The 19879-nt window shown below is 43.3% G+C and carries 15 protein-coding genes and 1 pseudogene; 12 read left to right on the top strand and 4 right to left on the bottom strand.

The features are described from left to right. Window position 1: 1 nt before the first annotated feature. Both KUA50_RS03290 and ppdK read right to left on the bottom strand, forming a co-directional pair. Complete coding sequence (locus tag KUA50_RS03290) at window positions 2–340, bottom strand: type II toxin-antitoxin system RelE/ParE family toxin (RefSeq protein WP_218456326.1); 339 nt, start codon at window positions 338–340, stop codon at window positions 2–4. Window positions 341–543: 203 nt separating this feature from the next. Then, the gene (ppdK, locus tag KUA50_RS03285) at window positions 544–3264 is read right to left on the bottom strand and encodes a pyruvate, phosphate dikinase (RefSeq protein ID WP_218456327.1); all 2721 of its coding nucleotides are present in this window, start codon (window positions 3262–3264) and stop codon (window positions 544–546) included. 391 nt (window positions 3265–3655) lie between these two features. Between ppdK and rlmD the strand changes: the two are divergent. Further along, a pseudogene (rlmD, locus tag KUA50_RS03280) lies at window positions 3656–5104 on the top strand (23S rRNA (uracil(1939)-C(5))-methyltransferase RlmD); the annotation flags it as partial. Between the two features lie 178 nt (window positions 5105–5282). After that, the gene (locus tag KUA50_RS03275) at window positions 5283–6461 is read left to right on the top strand and encodes a porin (RefSeq protein ID WP_218456351.1); all 1179 of its coding nucleotides are present in this window, start codon (window positions 5283–5285) and stop codon (window positions 6459–6461) included. A gap of 368 nt (window positions 6462–6829) precedes the next feature. Here KUA50_RS03275 and KUA50_RS03270 read toward each other — a convergent pair whose 3' ends face one another. Then, on the bottom strand, window positions 6830–8110 hold the full coding sequence (locus KUA50_RS03270; RefSeq protein ID WP_218456328.1) for a DUF3078 domain-containing protein: 1281 nt from the start codon (window positions 8108–8110) through the stop codon (window positions 6830–6832). Between the two features lie 148 nt (window positions 8111–8258). Here KUA50_RS03270 and KUA50_RS03265 point away from each other — a divergent pair, with 148 nt between their 5' ends. The 6 genes from KUA50_RS03265 (at window position 8259) to KUA50_RS03240 (ending at window position 14133) form a co-directional block, all read left to right on the top strand. Next, window positions 8259–9863 carry a CTP synthase gene (locus KUA50_RS03265; RefSeq protein WP_022111671.1) on the top strand — a complete coding sequence of 535 codons (1605 nt, stop codon included), beginning with the start codon at window positions 8259–8261 and terminating at the stop codon, window positions 9861–9863. 20 nt (window positions 9864–9883) lie between these two features. Continuing rightward, the gene (yidC, locus tag KUA50_RS03260) at window positions 9884–11821 is read left to right on the top strand and encodes a membrane protein insertase YidC (RefSeq protein WP_218456329.1); all 1938 of its coding nucleotides are present in this window, start codon (window positions 9884–9886) and stop codon (window positions 11819–11821) included. 267 nt (window positions 11822–12088) lie between these two features. Next, on the top strand, window positions 12089–12442 hold the full coding sequence (locus tag KUA50_RS03255) for a type II toxin-antitoxin system HicB family antitoxin (protein WP_218456330.1): 354 nt from the start codon (window positions 12089–12091) through the stop codon (window positions 12440–12442). Window positions 12443–12558: 116 nt separating this feature from the next. Then, on the top strand, window positions 12559–12765 hold the full coding sequence (locus KUA50_RS03250) for a helix-turn-helix transcriptional regulator (RefSeq protein ID WP_022111675.1): 207 nt from the start codon (window positions 12559–12561) through the stop codon (window positions 12763–12765). Window positions 12766–12777: 12 nt separating this feature from the next. Beyond that, window positions 12778–13176: a HipA N-terminal domain-containing protein gene (locus KUA50_RS03245; protein ID WP_022111676.1), complete on the top strand. Its 399-nt coding sequence runs from the start codon at window positions 12778–12780 to the stop codon at window positions 13174–13176. 15 nt (window positions 13177–13191) lie between these two features. After that, on the top strand, window positions 13192–14133 hold the full coding sequence (locus tag KUA50_RS03240) for a HipA domain-containing protein (RefSeq protein ID WP_022111677.1): 942 nt from the start codon (window positions 13192–13194) through the stop codon (window positions 14131–14133). A 133-nt stretch (window positions 14134–14266) separates the two neighbouring features. Here KUA50_RS03240 and KUA50_RS03235 read toward each other — a convergent pair whose 3' ends face one another. Then, window positions 14267–15730 carry a DUF1846 domain-containing protein gene (locus tag KUA50_RS03235; RefSeq protein WP_218456331.1) on the bottom strand — a complete coding sequence of 488 codons (1464 nt, stop codon included), beginning with the start codon at window positions 15728–15730 and terminating at the stop codon, window positions 14267–14269. A gap of 128 nt (window positions 15731–15858) precedes the next feature. Here KUA50_RS03235 and KUA50_RS03230 point away from each other — a divergent pair, with 128 nt between their 5' ends. The 4 genes from KUA50_RS03230 (at window position 15859) to KUA50_RS03215 (ending at window position 19716) form a co-directional block, all read left to right on the top strand. Further along, complete coding sequence (locus KUA50_RS03230; protein WP_022111679.1) at window positions 15859–16227, top strand: DMT family protein; 369 nt, start codon at window positions 15859–15861, stop codon at window positions 16225–16227. Window positions 16228–16344: 117 nt separating this feature from the next. Then, entirely contained in the window at window positions 16345–17628 is a 1284-nt protein-coding gene (locus KUA50_RS03225) for an O-acetylhomoserine aminocarboxypropyltransferase/cysteine synthase family protein (RefSeq protein ID WP_218456332.1), read from the top strand. Between the two features lie 520 nt (window positions 17629–18148). After that, entirely contained in the window at window positions 18149–19012 is an 864-nt protein-coding gene (locus KUA50_RS03220; RefSeq protein ID WP_218456333.1) for a hypothetical protein, read from the top strand. Between the two features lie 11 nt (window positions 19013–19023). Continuing rightward, window positions 19024–19716, top strand: coding sequence for a hypothetical protein (locus KUA50_RS03215; protein WP_218456334.1), 693 nt, complete (start codon window positions 19024–19026; stop codon window positions 19714–19716). The last annotated feature ends 163 nt before the right edge of the window (window positions 19717–19879 follow it).

Raw genomic sequence — 19879 nt, 5'->3', positions numbered from 1 at the left:
ATCATTTATTATTAAAATATTCTTTTCTTATTGCTTCTGCTCTTGCTATTTCTTTACTGGGAGTCTTTTGAGTTTTCTTGATAATACCATGTGTAGCAACAACAAATGTCTGCTCATCATTATCCCAAAATGCAAAAAGTCGATAAGAAGTTTTGTTATAAAGAGTTCTAAACTCCCAGATTTCTGAATTTTCAAGTTTTTTGAATAATTCATTATCTGTATAGAATCTGCACTTATTGATATTATAAACTATTTTATCTTGTACCTTTTCACTTAGTGAACGCAAGAACTCCAAAGCTTCCTCTGTATAGAGGATTTGAAATTTTGGTATTTCTTCCATAAATTAATCTTTTCTGCAAAGTTAGGAAAAAGTTTACATATAAGAAAACATTTTCCCGACTTTTTTATTTAAAGTCGCATATTTTTAACACTTTACGGTCTAAACAGCCCAACCTGTGGTACTTCCGCCCGAAACGAATTAAGTGGAAAGTCCGCTATTACTGGGACTTTCCACTTAATTTATTGAGATTCAAATATTTGCTATTACTCCTCTACTGCCGCCTGCGCCGCAGCCAAACGTGCGATTGGCACACGGAATGGAGAGCAGGATGCATAATTCATACCTACCTTGGCACAGAACTTAACTGATGATGGCTCACCACCGTGCTCACCGCAAATACCTGTACGGAGGTTAGGACGAGTAGCACGACCATTCTCTACTGCCATCTTGATGAGCTGACCCACACCCTCCTGATCAAGAACCTGGAATGGATCCACCTTCAAAATCTTCTTCTCCATATAAGCTGGGAGGAATGAAGCGATGTCATCACGAGAGTAACCGAAGGTCATCTGAGTCAAGTCGTTGGTACCGAATGAGAAGTACTGAGCCTCTTCCGCAATCTGACCTGCTGTAAGAGCTGCACGAGGAATCTCGATCATAGTACCAATCTCGAATTCTACCTCTACGCCGTACTCAGCGAATACCTCCTTAGAAGTAGCGAGAATGATAGCCTTCTGCTGCTTGAGCTCCTGAACGGTACCGATGAGAGGAACCATGATTTCTGGGCATGGATGGAATCCTTCCTTCTTCAATTCGCAAGCTGCACCAAGGATGGCGCGAGTCTGCATCGCCGTAATCTCAGGGAATGTGATACCGAGACGGCAACCACGATGACCGAGCATTGGGTTGTTCTCTGCCAGAGAGTTCACACGCTTCTTGATTTCCTCTACACTTACGCCCATTTCCTTAGCCATGGTCTCCTGACCAGCCAAATCGTGTGGTACGAACTCATGGAGAGGTGGGTCGAGCAAGCGGATGTTCACGTGGCAACCGTCCATAGCCTTGAGGATGCCGTAGAAGTCAGCCTTCTGATAAGGGAGGAGCTTGGCAAGTGCCTTCTCACGACCCTCTACAGAATCAGCCAAAATCATCTCACGCATCGCAACAATCTTCTGATCATCGAAGAACATGTGCTCTGTACGTGTCAAACCGATACCCTTGGCACCGAATGCACGAGCTACCTCAGCATCATGAGGAGTATCCGCATTGGTACGGATTTCCATCTTGGTATATTTATCACAGAGATCCATCAGTTCCTTGAAGTCACCAGAAAGCTCTGCAGCCTTGGTCTCAATCTGACCAGCATAAACCTGACCTGTAGTACCGTTCAAAGAGATGAAATCACCCTCCTTGTAAACTACGCCCTCGATCTCAACGGTCTTTGCCTTATAATCTACGTTGATAGAGCCAGCACCAGATACGCAGCACTTACCCATACCACGAGCCACTACGGCAGCGTGAGAAGTCATACCACCACGAGCGGTAAGAATACCCTCGGCAGCAGACATACCAGCGAGGTCTTCAGGAGAAGTCTCAATACGAACCATGATGACCTTCTTGCCATCCTCATGCCACTCCTGAGCATCGTCTGCATGGAATACAATCTGACCACAAGCAGCACCTGGAGAAGCAGGGAGTCCCTGTGTGATGACCTTCGCCTTAGAGAGCGCCAACTTATCGAATACAGGGTGCAATAATTCATCAAGTTTCTGTGGTTCGCAACGGAGGATAGCAGTCTTCTCGTCGATCATACCCTCGTGAAGAAGATCCATAGCAATCTTCACCATCGCAGTACCTGTTCGCTTACCGTTACGTGTCTGGAGGAACCAGAGTTTACCTTCCTGTACGGTGAACTCCATATCCTGCATATCATGATAGTGATTCTCCAACTTAGTCTGCAGCGCATCCAGCTCCTTGTAAAGTTCAGGCATAGCCTCTTCCATAGAAGGATATTTAGCTACGCGCTCCTCCTCAGAGATACCTGCACGCTCAGCCCAGCGCTGAGAACCAATCTTAGTAATCTGCTGTGGCGTACGGATACCAGCCACTACGTCCTCACCCTGTGCATTGATCAGGTACTCACCATTGAAGAGGTTTTCACCATTACCAGCATCACGGGAGAAGCAAACACCTGTGGCAGAAGTATCACCCATATTACCGAATACCATCGCCATCACAGACACGGCAGTACCCCACTCTGCAGGAATGCCTTCCATCTTGCGATAGAGAATAGCGCGCTCGTTCATCCAACTATCGAATACGGCGCAAATGGCACCCCAAAGCTGATCCATAGGATTGTCTGGGAAATCCTTACCTGTCTGCTGCTTGATAGCCGTCTTGAATGCCTTGACAAGATGCTTCAATTCATCTACTGTCATTTCATTGTCCAGTGTGATACCGCGCTGCTTCTTCACCTCCATGATGATAGCCTCGAATGGGTCGATATCCTCCTTGTTGACAGGCTTCATGCCGAGCACCACGTCACCATACATCTGCACAAAACGGCGATAGCTGTCATAAGCAAAGCGCTCATTACCCGTTTTACGAGCCAAGCCCTCTACTACCTCATCATTCAAACCGAGGTTGAGGATGGTATCCATCATACCCGGCATAGAAGCACGAGCACCGGAACGTACACTAACCAAAAGAGGATTTTCCACATCTCCAAACTTTGAGTTCATCAAAGCCTCAATATGCTGAACTGCTTTCTCAACTTCATCCTTGAGAAGAGCCACTACATCTTCCTTGCCTTTTTCAAAGTATTCGTTGCACACATCTGTGGTAATTGTAAAACCAGGAGGTACAGGTACACCAATAAGATTCATTTCCGCCAAGTTGGCGCCCTTACCACCGAGCAAGTTTCTCATGTCGGCCTTGCCCTCTGCCTTACCATTACCGAAAGTATAAACTCTTTTTTCGTCCATAATCGAATAGGTTCTAATTTATTAGTTTATTGTTATTAAAATTTGTGATGCAAATATACGATTAAAAATCGGTTCCACCAAACTTTTTACCATCTTTTTGCAATCTCGACATTACATTTTTAATTGTTTACGTACACACCATCTGCCGATAATAAATTATAAGCAAACTTGCTATTATTTTTACAAATCAATATATACCTTATTATATATAGGGGAAAAAACTTGATGATATATAGAAAAGAAGCACTTCTTCATCAAAAAACAGAGATTCGCCACCACAGATGATTCTTTTTCATTCCAGTTTTTCACATATCTTACAAATTACTTTGGAAAAATTTTCATTTTTTACAAAAAAGTAGTATCTTTGCACTCAAAAATTTAAATATCAATCATGGGAAGAAAACGTAAACCGTTACCATTTATAGAAAATGTTACCATCGAAGCTGTGGCTGCTGAAGGAAAATGCATCACACGCGTCGATGACCAAGTCATCTTCGTACCTTTCTGCGTACCTGGAGATGTGGTAGATTTACAAGTAGTTAAGAAGAAGCATAAATACTGTGAGGCGAAAGTTGTCAGATTCATCAAGAAGAGCGACGTTCGCCAGGAACCGATGTGCGAGCATTTCGGTATCTGCGGCGGTTGCAAATGGCAGAACCTGCCATACGAAGAGCAAATCAAGGCGAAGCAGAAACAAGTGGAAGACCAGCTCACCCGCATCGGTAAAATCGAGCTTCCTGAATTCCGCCCTATCATGGGCAGCGTGAAGACTCAGGAGTACCGAAACAAGATAGAATTCGGATGCAGCAACAAGCGATGGTTTACTGCAGAGGAACTCGCACAACTTCCTCAAAAAGAGGATGATACGGTATCTTCATTAAAGGAACGCCACGCACAGAACGCTATCGGTTTTCATATCACCGGAGCCTTCGACAAAATATATCCTATCAAAAAATGCTGGCTGATGGATGACCTCTGCAATGAGATTCGCAACTTCGTATTCGAGTATGCCGATTCTCACGACTATACTTTCTACGATCTGCGTGAGCAACATGGATTGTTGAGAGACATGATGATTCGCAACTCCAACACAGGCGAATGGATGCTTGTATTCCAATTCCATTACGACGAAGAAGGCGACGAGCAGAGAGCGCAGGAATTGATGCAGCAAGTAGCTGACAGATTCCCGCAGATTACATCGCTCATGTATGTAAACAACCAGAAGGGCAACGATACCTTCAATGATCTGGAACTGAGCCTGTTCAAAGGCAACGACCACATCTATGAACTGATGGAAGACCTGAAGTTCAAGGTAGGTCCTAAGAGTTTCTATCAGACCAATACCGAGCAGGCTTACCACCTCTACTGTGTGGCCCGCGAATTTGCCAACCTCACAGGAAACGAGCTGGTTTACGACCTCTACACCGGTACAGGAACCATTGCCAATTTCGTGGCACACAAGGCTAAAAAAGTGATCGGTATCGAATACGTGCCAGAAGCTATCGAGGATGCAAAGGTGAATTCGCAGGTAAACAACATCGAGAACACCCTCTTCTATGCAGGCGATATGAAGGATATCCTGACCAACGATTTCATCAGGCAGCATGGCCGTCCTGATGTCATCATTACCGACCCTCCACGTGCTGGCATGCATCCAGATGTCATCAACGTGATTCTGAATGCAGCACCAGGTCGCATCGTCTATGTAAGCTGCAATCCTGCCACCCAGGCACGCGACCTCCAGCTAATGGACGATTACTACAAAGTAGCAGCGGTTCAGCCAGTGGATATGTTCCCTCACACTCCTCACGTAGAAAACGTGGTACTTCTCGAAAAGCGCTGCGATACGGAAATCAAGCAGAAACTGAAGGAACGCAAAGAGCGCGAAAAGGCTGCCGCCGAAGCCAAGGCTGCCAAGGAAGCTGAGAAACTCGCCTCCAGGCTGCCCAAGCTGAGGACCTGACTGCAGAGGAACTCGCAGCTAAGAAATAAACCTTAAAACATAATAGAAAATGAAGATGAAAAATAGTATCATCATGGCGCTGATGGCTATGGCAGTAACCACAGCGGGCGCCCAGGAAAAGAAAACAATCGAGTTGCCAGCATGGCTCAACAACGTCAAGTTGTCGGGCTACGGCATGACTCAATATCAGTATAGCGGACAGAAGGGAAAGGAATCCAATTCCTTCAACATCCGCATGGGACGTATCGCCCTTGAAGGGCGTATCGCCAACGATTTCTACTGGAAAACCCAGATCCAGTTTAATGGCAACACTTCCGACCTGGGCAGCAGTCCAAGAATGGTAGATCTGTTTGCCGAATGGCAGAAATACAGTTATTTCAAGGTGAAAATCGGACAGTTCAAGAATCCGTTTACCTTTGAGAATCCGATGCACCCTATCGACCAGGGCTTCATGGGTTATTCCCAGAACGTAAGCAAGTTGGCAGGTTTCAGCGACCGTGCCGGAGAGCACGCTTCCAATGGTCGTGACATCGGTTTGCAGCTTCAGGGTGATTTCCTCAAGAATGCCAACGGCCGCAACCTGCTGCACTATCAGATAGGTGTGTTCAACGGACAGGGCATCAATACCAAGGACGTTGACAATCAGAAGAATGTGATTGGTGGCGTATGGGTAATGCCTGTGGCAGGAATGCGCATCGGAGCTTTCGGCTGGACCGGTTCTTATGCAAGAAAGGGAAACTGGACAGAAACAGTGGGTGATCCAACATCGAGCGTAACTCCAGGAGCCACCACTACAATAGAACACAAAAATGAAGTCAGAAAACTCAGCCAGAACCGATATGCTTTCTCGTTCGAATACAAGGCTAACGACTGGACTGTCCGTTCAGAATATATCCATTCTACGGGTATGGCATTTGCCAAAAGCATAACCAATCATGGGGATGAAGCCTCCAAGGATTGCAGTCTTAACCAAAAAATCGGCAATAAGGCACAGGGTGTATATGGTCTTGTTATCGCACCTATCGTGAGCAAGAAGCTCTATGCAAAGGCTCGCTATGATATGTACGAGGCTAATGGTAAGACAGACATGATGAAAACCCAATACGAAGTCGGTCTGAACTATCATATCAACAAAAACTTCACCATCCTGTCTGAATATGCGTTTGTCAACGACCGCACAAGTGCAGACCACAATTATTCTATGGCAGACGTGGAAGTTTGTTTCAGATTCTAATATATAACCAGATTCTTAATATATTAAGCAAAAGGAGAGTTACTCATGGAAACAGAGGAGAGACATCATCACCACCATCACAGAGATGGAAGTGAACAAAGAAGTAGTGGACGCAAGAAACATTACAGTAGCAGAGCAGGACACAATCGTCATACAAAATCACAGATTAGGAGAAGAATCATAGGAAGAATCCTGTTTCTTATTCTTAGTCTGATAGCTCTTGCCATCATTCTTTTCATCATTTACGACCATTATTTCGGGGCATTTTAAGGCATTCCATGAGATAAAACTATTCATAAAAAAAGCCAAGTCAGCAGTTCACAACAGAATACTGACTTGGCTTTTTTACATTAACTTGGCTTTTTATATTAAAAAGAATAGGAGAAACCTACGGATGCATATTCCTTAAACTGCCAATAGCTCTCACCCTCCTTGCGCTTGGTGCCATCATCAAAACGAGGATAAAGGAAGATGTTCGTAGAAATATACTTATTGAACTGGAAGGTGAAAGTATTCTCCCACTCCAACTCAGCACGCTCATAAGTAGTATATCCATAGAGGCGGGTCTTCCATCTCAGGTTTTCCGCCATCTGCCACGTAAAGTCAACCGTAAATTCAGAACCATAGTCCAAAAGTCCGTGCTGTCCTTCTTCCAGACCATATCGGGTGGCAAGCGAACTGCGGTCCACATATTTCCAGTTAAGAGCCAAAGGAGCGATATGCGTGCTACCCTTCAGGCGATGATTGAGCCAGTCGATGGAATAATCCATACCGACAGAAAGATTCAACTTGAAAGGTGACATGAAGTCGGAATAGACAAACTTATCATTGCTGCGAAGACCCCTGGTAAACTGGGTCTGTCCGATCACCTGCAAGGTATAATACCATCTTCTGGTAGCCTGCAAGCCCAACTTTCCGGTATAGCGCAGCAGATCTTCAGAGGTTTTGTACTTATGCAAGGTATCGCCCTTGGAAGTCTGGTAACCCAAGCGCATTTCCAACTTGTTTTCCCACTTCACCTTCTGCTTATTGTTATAATTAGCCTGCATCGTGACACTACCCAACATCGAGTAGTTGCTCTCACCACCTTTATACCAGTTATCACTCACATAATTCTGAAGGAACTGCAAGTAATAATCCCCCTTGATCGTCCAGAAATTAGGTTTCGCCACATAGATTTTCATCGGTGAAGCCTCTAATTCAATAGCCTTTGGAGCCACCTCCTCCACAATATCCACCTCCGTCTTTCTCGGAGCGCCCTCAGGAATAGGAGCACCAACCACATCCAGTCTGGACTCATTACTTCTCACAAGATCAGGACGGTTTAAGTAAATGAACATCAAAGACTTATCCAGCATACATTCAAGAGAATCAGAATAGCCAGCCGGATTCAATCTGAGAAAATGATTAGCAGGAGAATGATAAAAAGTAAGCGGGGTGAAAAGTCGGGAATAGCGGATATCGTTCGCAGCATAATAGCTGGAATCGATATGAGCCCGAACTGCGGATAAAGAATCCATATAATTCTTCACCCATTCAGCCGTTTCAGGTTCCTGTACACCCTTGGTAAGCTTATGACTCTTGGTTTGTGCCCATGAAGGAAAACAAACAAAAAGAGCAGCCACCACTATATTAAATCTCAATTTCATAATCATTAAAATCTACGCAATGCTATAATTTAGGCGCAAAGGTAATAAATAATTCATAAAACAACGGCATTATTTGCAATAATTTTGGCTATTTCATAAATTTATAGTAACTTTGCACGCGATTATTCTAATTTAAAAAATAAATATCGTGGCTGAAACTAAGTACATCTTCGTTACTGGTGGTGTGGTTTCTTCTTTGGGTAAAGGAATCATATCGTCATCCATCGGTAAGCTTCTTCAAGCAAGAGGTTACAACATTACTATCCAAAAGTTTGACCCATACATCAACATCGACCCGGGTACACTGAACCCGTACGAGCATGGTGAGTGCTACGTGACAGTAGATGGTATGGAAACCGACCTGGACCTCGGACACTACGAGCGATTCACCGGTATTCAAACTACGAAAGCAAATTCTCTCACCACTGGTCGTATCTACAAGGCTGTCATTGACAAGGAACGTCGTGGCGATTATCTCGGAAAAACCATCCAGGTGGTGCCTCACATCACCGACGAGATCAAGCGCAATGTGAAGCTGCTCGGCAAGAAGTATCACTATGATTTCGTAATCACCGAGATAGGCGGAACCATCGGCGACATCGAAAGTGCTCCTTACATGGAAGCTATCAGACAGCTGAAATGGGAATTGGGCAAGAACGCCGTCAATGTGCACCTCACCTACGTGCCTTATCTGAAGGCTGCAGGGGAGTTGAAAACAAAACCTACCCAGCACTCCGTGAAGGAATTGCAAAGTGTAGGTATTCAGCCAGATATTCTGATCCTCCGCACAGAGAAACATCTCGAAGAGGGAATCATGAAAAAGGTAGCCAGCTTCTGTAATGTGGATCTGGACTGCGTGATACAAAGCGAAGACCTCGCCAGTATCTATGAAGTACCTGTAAACATGCAGAACCAGGGTCTTGACACCGCCATTCTCCGCAAAATGGGCGAGCCTATCGGCGAAAAGCCTGCACTGGGTCCTTGGAAAGCATTCCTCGACCGCAGAAGCAAGGCTACAGAGGTGGTAAACATCGGACTGGTAGGTAAGTACGATCTGCAGGATGCCTACAAGAGTATCCGCGAAAGTCTTTCACATGCCGGCACCTACAACGACCACAAGGTGAAGATAACATTCATCAATTCTGAATATCTCACAGAAGAAAATGTGGCAGAGCAGTTGAAGGGTCAGGACGGCATCGTCATCTGTCCGGGATTCGGCCAGCGCGGCATTGAGGGCAAGATCATAGCAGCCCACTATACCCGCACCCACGACATTCCTACCTTTGGTATCTGCCTGGGTATGCAGATGATGGTCATCGAGTTTGCCCGCAACGTATTGGGCTACAAAGATGCCAATTCAAGAGAGATGGATGAAAAGACTCCACACAATGTCATCGACATCATGGAGGAACAGAAAAACATCTCCAACATGGGTGGAACCATGCGCCTCGGTGCATACGAATGTGTACTGAAACAAGGTTCTCGCGTCTTCTCTATATATAAGAAGGAGCACATTCAGGAGCGTCATCGCCATCGCTATGAATTCAACAATGAGTTTCAGAAGGAATACGAGAAGAACGGCATGATGTGCGTGGGACGCAACCCAGAGAGCGACTTGGTAGAAATCGTTGAAATACCAGGATTGAAATGGTACATCGGTACACAGTATCATCCAGAATACCAAAGTACCGTATTAAAACCACATCCTCTGTTCATGGATTTCGTCAAGACGGCTATCTCAAACAAGAAATAATATAAATTTCTAAAATAACAATGAACAAGAACAACATTATTGGCTTTCTTCTCATTGCCTTAGTACTCATCGGATTCAGCTGGTACACCCAGCCTTCTGCAGAAGAGCAGAGAGCGGATTTCGTACAGGATTCCATTGCCAAGGCTAAGCATGCTGAGATAGAAAAGGCCAGCAAGGCTGCCGCAGCCAAGCGCCAGGCAAATGCCAAGGCTAAGATTGAGGCAGACTCTACAGCCCTCTTCTATTCTGCTTTAAAGGGTCAGGCGAAGAAGATCGTTTTGAAAAATGAGAAAGTTGAATTAACCCTCAACACCAAGGGTGGTACTGTCGAGAAGGCAGTAATCAAGGGTTATGTAGGTCACAACATCCAGGTAAAAGACGGTTCTGCCGACCAGAAGGATGTTACGCTCTTCGATGGCAAAGACCAGAGTCTTAAGTTTATGCTTGAGGCAAAGGAAGCTAACATCATCACCAGCGACCTCTACTTCACTCCATCAAACGTAACAGATTCTACTGTTACCATGACAGCTGTGGCTGGAGAAGGAAAGACACTCTCCATGACTTATACATTAGGTAAGGACTACATGCTCCACATGAGCTTCTCTGCTCAGGGTATGGAAGGTCTGTTCTCACCTAATTATAATAAGATGGACATCGACTGGAGTGATAAGGCACGCCAGCAGGAACGTGGTTTCATGTTCGAAAACCGCTACACCACGCTCACCTATCACAATGCAGAGGGTGGCACTGACTATCTCAATGAGGGAAGCGAGAAGATCGATGAGAAAATCGAAGAGACCATCGACTGGGTATCTTTCAAAAACCAGTTCTTCTCTGCCATCATCGTTGCTAAAGACAACTTCGAAAAGGATGCCTTCATGACCTCTATCCCACAGGAGAAGGGTTCTGGCTATCTGAAGCAGTTTCAGGCTAAGATGAAAACTCCTTTCGACCCAACCGGCAAGAAAGCCTCTGAGTTTGAGTTCTACTTTGGTCCTAACGATTTCCAGATTCTCAAAAATACCGAGAAGGAAAGTACCTTCGGCAAAGACCTGGAGTTCCAGAGGCTCGTTTATCTGGGATGGCCTGTCATCCGCTGGATCAACCGTTTCTTCACACTCTACGTGTTCGACTGGCTGAGCAAGGTATTCCCTATGGGCGTCGTACTGATTCTCATCACCTTGCTTCTGAAGCTCATCACCTACCCTATGGTGAAGAAGAGTTATATGAGTTCTGCCAAAATGCGCGTTCTGAAACCAAAGCTCGAAGCTGCTACTGCGCAGTACAACAAACCTGAGGATCAGATGCAGAAACAACAGGCGATGATGGCTGAATATGCCAAGTATGGTGTGAGTCCATTGTCAGGCTGCTTGCCAATGTTGATTCAGATGCCAGTGTGGATTGCGATGTTCAACTTCGTTCCTAATGCCATCCAGCTTCGTGGTGAGCATTTCCTCTGGATGAACGACTTGAGTACATACGACCCAATCTTTGAGTGGAACACCAACATCTGGATGATAGGTGATCACTTGAGTTTGACCTGTATTCTCTTCTGCGTAGCCAACCTGTTGTACTCATGGATGACCATGCGCCAGCAGAGAGACCAAATGGTAGGTCAGCAGGCTGAGCAGATGAAGATGATGCAGTGGATGATGTATCTCATGCCATTGATGTTCTTCTTCATGTTCAATGATTATTCATCAGGTTTGAACTTCTACTACTTCATCTCACTGTTCTTCAGTGCTGCCATCATGTGGACTCTGCGTAAGACCACCAACGACGAGAAGCTTCTCGCCATCTTGGAAAAGCGCTATCAGGAGAATAAGAGTAATCCTAAGAAGGCTAATGGCCTCATGGCAAGAATGCAGGCTCTCCAGGAGTTGCAGCGCCAGCAGCAGGAAGAGATGATGAGAAAGAAGGCTGAACTGAACGAGAAAAAGAATAATCTCGGAAAATAAAGTTTTATAGATAATAATTAAAGCGTAATGGATTACCCGGAAAAGGTGTTCGTTACGCTTTTTTATATGATTACGTACTTAAAGCCCCCAAAAAGATTGTTAAAAAGCCCCCAAAAACTTGGTAATGTAACTATTTTTAGTTACATTTGAAATCGAATACATAAAGAATGTAGCAAATGAACAAGAATAATCAAAGGATATATTATGAAACAAGTATTCACATTTCTAAAAGCTAATAGATATATTAATAAATAGGAGGAACATAATATGGGATTATTAAAATATAAAGGTTATACGGGTAGCGTAGATTATAGTGAGGAGGACAATTGCTTATATGGCAAAGTTCTCGGAATGAGCAAGGATATGATTACCTACGAAGGTCAAGATGTCAATGAACTACGAAGGGATTTTGAAGGCGCAATAGATGACTATCTGGCCTTATGTAAAGCCAACGGCAAGGCACCTCGTGCACCTTATAGTGGCAACTTGAATATCCGCATTACTCCTGAAATTCATAGCCGTATTGCAATGATGGCGATGCAAGCAGGAACAACAATCAATGGTTTTATTCGTGACACATTAGCTAATGTTACAGGAGTTACTCCAGTCACAAAGGCATAACATTACCCCCGAAAAGGTATAATTTGTTAAATGATATTATAAATTATACCTTTTCGGGGGTATTTCCATTTTTTATTCGTATATTTGTCCCCGAAAGGGTATAAAACAAATAAAATATGAGCAATACATTATCATCATACGTCAAGGAAATGCGCAAGCAATTCGGATTGACCCAGGTAGATCTGGCGGCGAAATCGGGCGTAGGCCTCAGATTCGTAAGAGAACTGGAACAGGGGAAAGAAACGCTGCGACTCGACAAAGTTAATCAGGTTCTCCTCCTCTTCGGCCAGGAAATCGGCCCCGTTCCTATCAAAAAAGAATAAAAATAGAATTTTATGAAACAAGGAAAGATTTATCTCTACGACCAATACGTAGGCCTGCTGACGGAAGACGAAACAGGCTTCACCTTCGCTTACGATGCAGATTATCTGGCATCGAGTCAAGCCGAAGCCGTGAGCCTCACACTCCCGTTATCCGATGAGCCCTACCACGATTCCGTCTTGTTTCCTTTCTTCGATGGATTGATCCCCGAAGGATGGCTGCTGAATATCGCAGAAAGCAGTTGGAAAATCAACCAGCGGGATAGAATGTCGCTCCTCCTTGCCTGCTGCAAGGATTGTATCGGAGCCGTCAGCGTCATCCCACTTGAAGAATCTCATGCAGAAAGAACCAACAATTCACCTGCAGAAGGAACTTCACCTGCAGAAGTAACAAATGCTTCCCCCAAAAACTAGAAAGGAGAAAGAAATATGGAAAAATGTCTATATTGCTATAAACCGCTCAAGCCAGGTCAGATAGATTATCATCCCACTTGCGCCAAGAAACTCTTCGGTACCAAAGAAGCCCCTGTCCTACCCTATGTAAGAAAGGAAATCGGCGACCTTGCTAAAAAGGTTGTACGCGCTCAGACAACCCTCACTGGTGTTCAGGCAAAACTCTCACTCGATGTGAATCCGGGTGGAAAGAACGAGCCGTCCCGTTTCACCATCGTCGGCCTTTGGGGTAAATACATCTTAAAGCCGCAAACCGACCGCTACCGCAGTCTTCCAGAAATAGAAGACCTCACGATGCATCTCGCCGAAGCTGCCAAAATAACTGTTGTTCCCCACGGACTGATACGATTTGCAGATGGCGAACTCTGTTATATTACCCGAAGAATAGACAGACTGGACGATGGAACCAAGGTACCTATGGAGGATATGTGCCAACTATCAGAACGCCTTACGGAATACAAGTACAAAGGTTCCTATGAGCAGATAGCGAAACTCCTAAAAAAATATTCATCATTCTCGCAACTCGACCTCGTAAACTATTGGGAAGTTGTCATTTTCTCATGGATTACTGGCAATGCAGATATGCACCTCAAGAACTTCTCGCTCTACAATAACCGCAAGATGGGTTATGCACTTACTCCTGCCTACGACCTGCTCTGTACCAAGATCGTAATGCCCGAAGATACCGAGGAGCTCGCTCTGACACTGAACGGTAAAAAAAGAAAGATCCAAAAGTCTGATTTCATCAAAGTGATGAAAGCATCGGGACTAAACGACAAGGTGATTGCCAACATCGCCAAGAAGTTCCGTCGTTCTATCGTGAAATGGATAGATCTGATAGAAGCCTCCTTCCTGCCGGAAAGCATGAAAAAAGAGTATAAGAAACTGATTCTCAGCAGAGTAATGGCACTGAGATAAATTGAAAAATTTGAGATAAATTGAAGAAATAAAAACAAAAAAAGGTGTATCAAAGTCTAACAAACTCTTTGATACACCTTTTTTATATCTTTATATAGCAAGATTGAGTAATCTTTATATCGCAAGATTGGGATTACTTCTTCATTACAGGCTCGCAAGTCAAGCCTACACCTAATTTTTTGAAGATACGCTGATCCACATCGCTCAGCATCACCGTGCAGTGAGCCTGACATCCACGAAGTTTAGGCAACTGTTCCAAGGCTTTTCGGCAATTCTCATCATTCTCAGAGAGAACAGAGAGAGCTACAAGAACCTCATCTGTATGAAGACGAGGATTGCGACCGCCGAGATAACTGATCTTCGTATGCTGAATAGGCTCAATCATAGACTGAGGAATCAGTTTAAGATTGTGATCAATACCAGCCAAATGTTTCATGACATTCAACAACAAGGCGGCACTACAACCCAGCAACTCACTACTATGACCGCAGATGATGGTGCCATCCTCCAACTCAATAGCCGACGAAGTATGTCCCGTCTCCTTCTTATGATTCTTAGCAGCAACAGTCACCTTACGGTAATCTGTAGAAATCTTAGCCTGATTGAAAAGCATCTGTATCTTGGCAATTTCTTCCTCATTACAAGCACCCAGAGCCAACTTGTTGGTAGCAGCATAATAGCGACGAACGATTTCATCCTTCGAAGCCTCGCAGCAAGCCTCATCATCAGAAATACAGAAACCTACCATATTCACACCCATATCCGTAGGAGACTTGTATGGATTAGAACCATAGATACCCTCAAAGAGAGCATTGAGTACAGGATAAATCTCAACATCACGATTATAGTTGATAGCAATCTTATTATATGCCTCCAGATGGAAAGGGTCGATCATGTTGACATCATTGAGATCGGCAGTAGCAGCCTCGTATGCAATATTTACCGGATGCTTCAATGGAAGATTCCAAACTGGGAAAGTTTCAAACTTGGCATATCCTGCACGTACACCACGCTTGTTCTCATTATAAAGCTGACTCAGGCAAACAGCCATTTTGCCACTACCAGGACCAGGAGCTGTCACGATAACCAGAGGGCGCTCAGTTTCTACATAATCATTCTTTCCGAAACCATCATCAGAAGCAATCAGGTTGACATCATGAGGATAGCCCTCGATGAGATAATGACAGTAGGTTTTGATACCATCACGTTCCAAGCGCTGCTTGAAAGCTGTAGCAGCAGGCTGACCGTTGTAATGAGTAATCACAACAGAACCCACCATAAAACCACGGTTTTGGAACTCGCCACGAAGACGGAGAACATCCTCATCATAAGTGATACCCAAGTCGGCACGCTTTTTATTCTTCTCAATGTCTGCAGCACTAATCACGATAACAATTTCAATGCTATCGCTGATTTTCTGAAACATACGGAGCTTACTATCTGGCTGGAAACCAGGCAATACGCGACTTGCATGATGGTCATCGAAAAGCTTTCCGCCTAATTCCAGATAGAGCTTTCCGTCAAACTGTGAGATTCTATCCTTGATATGCTCGGATTGAATCTTCAGATACTTCTCGTTATCGAATCCTATCTTCATATTCTTTTTACTGATATAACTAATTCTCTATTGATTGAACAAATCGAGTGCAAAAGTACAAAAAACTATCGAAATATCAAAAAAAAATTGTACCTTTGCACACAAAAAAGTAAAAAACAACAAGAATGATGAACGGAATTTATACAATTCTTCTATTAGTATTGAGCAACATATTCATGACGCTGGCATGGTATGGACATCTCAAACTTCAGCAGACGGGTACAAGTAGCCATTGGCCACTCATTGGAGTTATCGCCTTCAGTTGGGCCATAGCCTTCTTTGAATATTGCTGTCAGGTACCCGCCAACCGTATCGGTTTTGTAGATAACGGAGGTCCTTTCAACCTCGTACAGCTCAAGGTCATACAGGAATGCGTTTCTCTCATCATCTTTGCAATCATCGCTAATATCCTCTTTCAGGGACAAGGTCTGCACTGGAATCATGCTGCTGCATTTATCTGTCTCATCGCTGCAGTTTATTTTGTATTCATGAAATAGAATAATCCACAGATTATCAAGGTTTTACAAGATATCAATTAAAGGAATGCAAAGAGGATAATGAGCGTCATTGAGGAATGTAAATATAGAAATACAACATTAAAAATATAACCGACAATGGAAAAGAAATTACGTACAGCTTCCATCTGTGTACAGGGAGGCTATCAGCCAAAGAATGGTGAGCCTATTGAAGTGCCTATCATTCAGAGTACAACATTTAAGTATGACAATTCTGAAGAGATGGCTATGCTCTTCGATCTTAAGAAAGAAGGATATTTCTATACCCGTCTCCAGAACCCTACCAATGATGCTGTAGCGCAGAAAATAGCACAGCTTGAAGGTGGCGTGGGTGCTGTGCTGACAAGTAGTGGTCAGGCTGCCAACTTCTATGCCGTTTTCAATATCTGCGAAGCTGGCGACCATATCGTGACTTCCAATGAGATTTATGGTGGCACCTTCAATCTCTTCGGTGTAACACTCAAGAAACTCGGCATAGAATGTACATTCGTCAATCCTAACGATAGCGAGGAAGAAATCCAGAAAGCATTCCGTCCTAACACCAAGGTTGTCTTCGGCGAAACCATCAGCAACCCTGGATGTGCTGTTCTTGATATCGAGAAGTTTGCCCGCATCGCCCACAAAAATGGTGTTCCACTGATTGTTGACAATACTTTTGCCACTCCTATCAATTGCCGTCCTTTTGAATGGGGAGCTGACATCGTAACTCATTCTACCACCAAGTATATGGATGGAACTGCATCTCAGGTGGGTGGTGTAGTAGTAGATAGTGGTAACTTCGACTGGATGGCGAATGCTGAAAAGTTCCCTGGTCTTTGCACACCAGATGACAGCTATCACGGTTTGACATACGTGAAAGCATTTGGCAAGATGGGTTATACCACTAAACTTGTAGCCCAACTGATGCGCGATCTCGGTAGTATCCCTGCCCCAATGAACTCATTCATCCTCAACTTAGGTTTGCAAAGTCTGCATCTGCGTATGCGCCAGCACTGTGAGAATGCTCAAAAGGTGGCAGAATTCCTGCACAACGACCCTCGCGTAGCTTGGGTTCATTACAGTGGACTGAAAGACGATACCTATTACGAACTTGCTCAGAAATACATGCCAAATGGTACCTGCGGTGTCATCGCCTTTGGCTTGAAGGGTGACCGTGAGACGGCCATCAAGTTCATGGACTCACTCGACATGATCAATATTGTGACTCATGTGGCAGATGCCCGCACCTGTGTGCTTCATCCTGCCAGCCATACCCATCGCCAGCTATCTGACGAGCAGTTGAAAGAAGCCGGAGTTGCCCCCGACCTCATCCGCCTCTCCGTAGGCATCGAGGATGTCGAGGATATCCTCGACGACATCAAACAGGCACTCGACAAGATATAATCTTGAAGCTCCACTTTAAGGGGCTGAATAAATCAATCTGTTAGGAGGTAAATGCTAATCATAAAAGGCATTTGCCTCCTATTTTCATATTTTCCGACCTCCCACACCACCATACATTCCGTTCGGGATAACGTTGATTCTGAAGGCGCAAAGCGATAAGATTCCGTTATTGGCGTATTGTTTTTTTAAAATAGAACTAGTAGATTGTAAAGTCTAAAAGTTGCATAAAACAGCATCCATTTTTGTTGATAATCAATGATACTGTATATATATCTTACTCAACTTTTAGACTTTACAGACTACTAGTAGTGGAACAAACTACCACCCAAGCACTCTCTTACCAGTATGATAAAAAAAGTTAAATAGCAAGAATGATATTACTATTTATTAAAAAAAATACTATATTTGCAACAATTTTCGTTATATTCAACAATTAAATTCACAAAATCTTATGAGAGCATTTTTTAGAAACACCGTATTTGGCTTAGTATTGGTATTTATGGTTTCATGTGGAAGTAACATGGAAGAAAGTACTTTTCAACCAACCTATAACACAGAATCTTTAAGCAAAGATTACGCATCACTTCACTCTGATTTGACCAGAATGAATACCAACATGGAATCCGTAACTTCTAGAAGTTTTTTATCAAGATTTTTCAAACGCGTGTTAAATGTTTTTGTTGCAGATTGTGTTGGTGCTATAAAAGGTGCTTTCAAAGGAGAAAACATTTGGCAATCAGCCCAAGGGGCTTCATGTTCGTCCGCAAGAAAGCAAGGTTTTATCGAAGGTGTTGATGCTGCAAATACGCTATTATCAAGAGCAACGTTAGAAAATAACAATTTAGTAACCTCTAAAATCCAACCCAAAAAGACGGCCTTAGACGGCTTAATATTAGTAGATTCGTCAACAGCAACACTTGAAGATAGCATTGGCTTTTTTCACAATAATATCATTTACACGACATTAGAAAAGGACAACAGCATTACACTTTGGAAAGATATTTCTGACGAAGATTGCCTCAACAAGCTAAATGCAGAAATCACAAAAGTTTCTAAAGAAACTACTTATAAAGACACCATTCTAAACAAAAGCACAATAGAGTTTTGTCAATTCATCTGTAACACATCTGTAGAGACTCAGAATTATAAAGCTTTACTAGAATCAACGAAGAAAGCTTATCCACAATTAGGCAATATGCTTGATATTACTTCCGTGTATTTTGAAGGAATGGAACTTGTCACAACTGAAGAAGAATGGCAACAATATTGCAAAAACGTAATAAAGACTATTAGCAATTCAAGCATTCCAAGCAAAGATAAAGATGCTTTAAAAATGGGTGTTACAGTTGGGTATGCTAGTTCTAAATTATGGAAATGCGAATAATATTACAATATATGAAGTATATGATTTTATCTTTTCTGATGCTGCTTACCCAAGCTGTATCAGCCCAAACTATCAGAGATAGCCAGAATCAATCAGACAGCTTGTCTATTGGAGAAATCTTCTATCTCGGAGAGCAAAATGAAGCACAAAAAGCGACTATCAAGATTAAGACAAATGAAACAACCACCCAACGCCATGACGGAAACGGTGTCTTCAAGACAAACAGAGTAGTAGAATACTCGATAAAAAAGACATCTGCCAATATTGTCATCAGCAGAAAAATAATATCGACTGTAGACACACCGTTGAGTACCGAGACTACCATCAAAAAGCTTTTTCCAAATGTAACTTCCAAATTATTAAGCGGAATATTGAAACCTGGCAAAAGAAACATAGCAGAGTGGGAGCTCAAGAAAATACCATGCTCCATATCAAGCAAGAACGGCCTTGTTGCATTTCTCATAGACAAGTTAGTTTTGGCTGGCGGAAACATCGAAGAAAAAAACATGGGAACGATAACGAAGTTCAACAACATGACCGAAACACTTCTATGCAAAGAAAAGAGCGAACAGCCTTGTCTTGACAATATAAAATCGATCATTACAAGCACCGCGTTGACATCAACTAACAAACTTGAAGGTTATCACCATATCGAATTAGAAGAAGTTATCAATATAGAAGACAAGGCTATCGTCAAGAAATAGCAAGTACATCATAAAAAAACAGCTTAGAATACTTATATATAGCATTCTAAGCTGCTTTTACCTTTTCATAGCTTTATACAGTATGCACTTTTTGAAAGTGTTTCCAAAAAGCGATTTTAATAATCATTAGACATGCTCATTTTCAACGAGTTAAACAGTGCGC

The sequence above is a fragment of the Segatella hominis genome, assembly GCF_019249725.2.
GTDB lineage: Bacteria > Bacteroidota > Bacteroidia > Bacteroidales > Bacteroidaceae > Prevotella.
The sequence above is the reverse complement of the archived record's forward strand: the minus strand, read 5'-3'. Positions and strand labels throughout refer to the sequence as shown.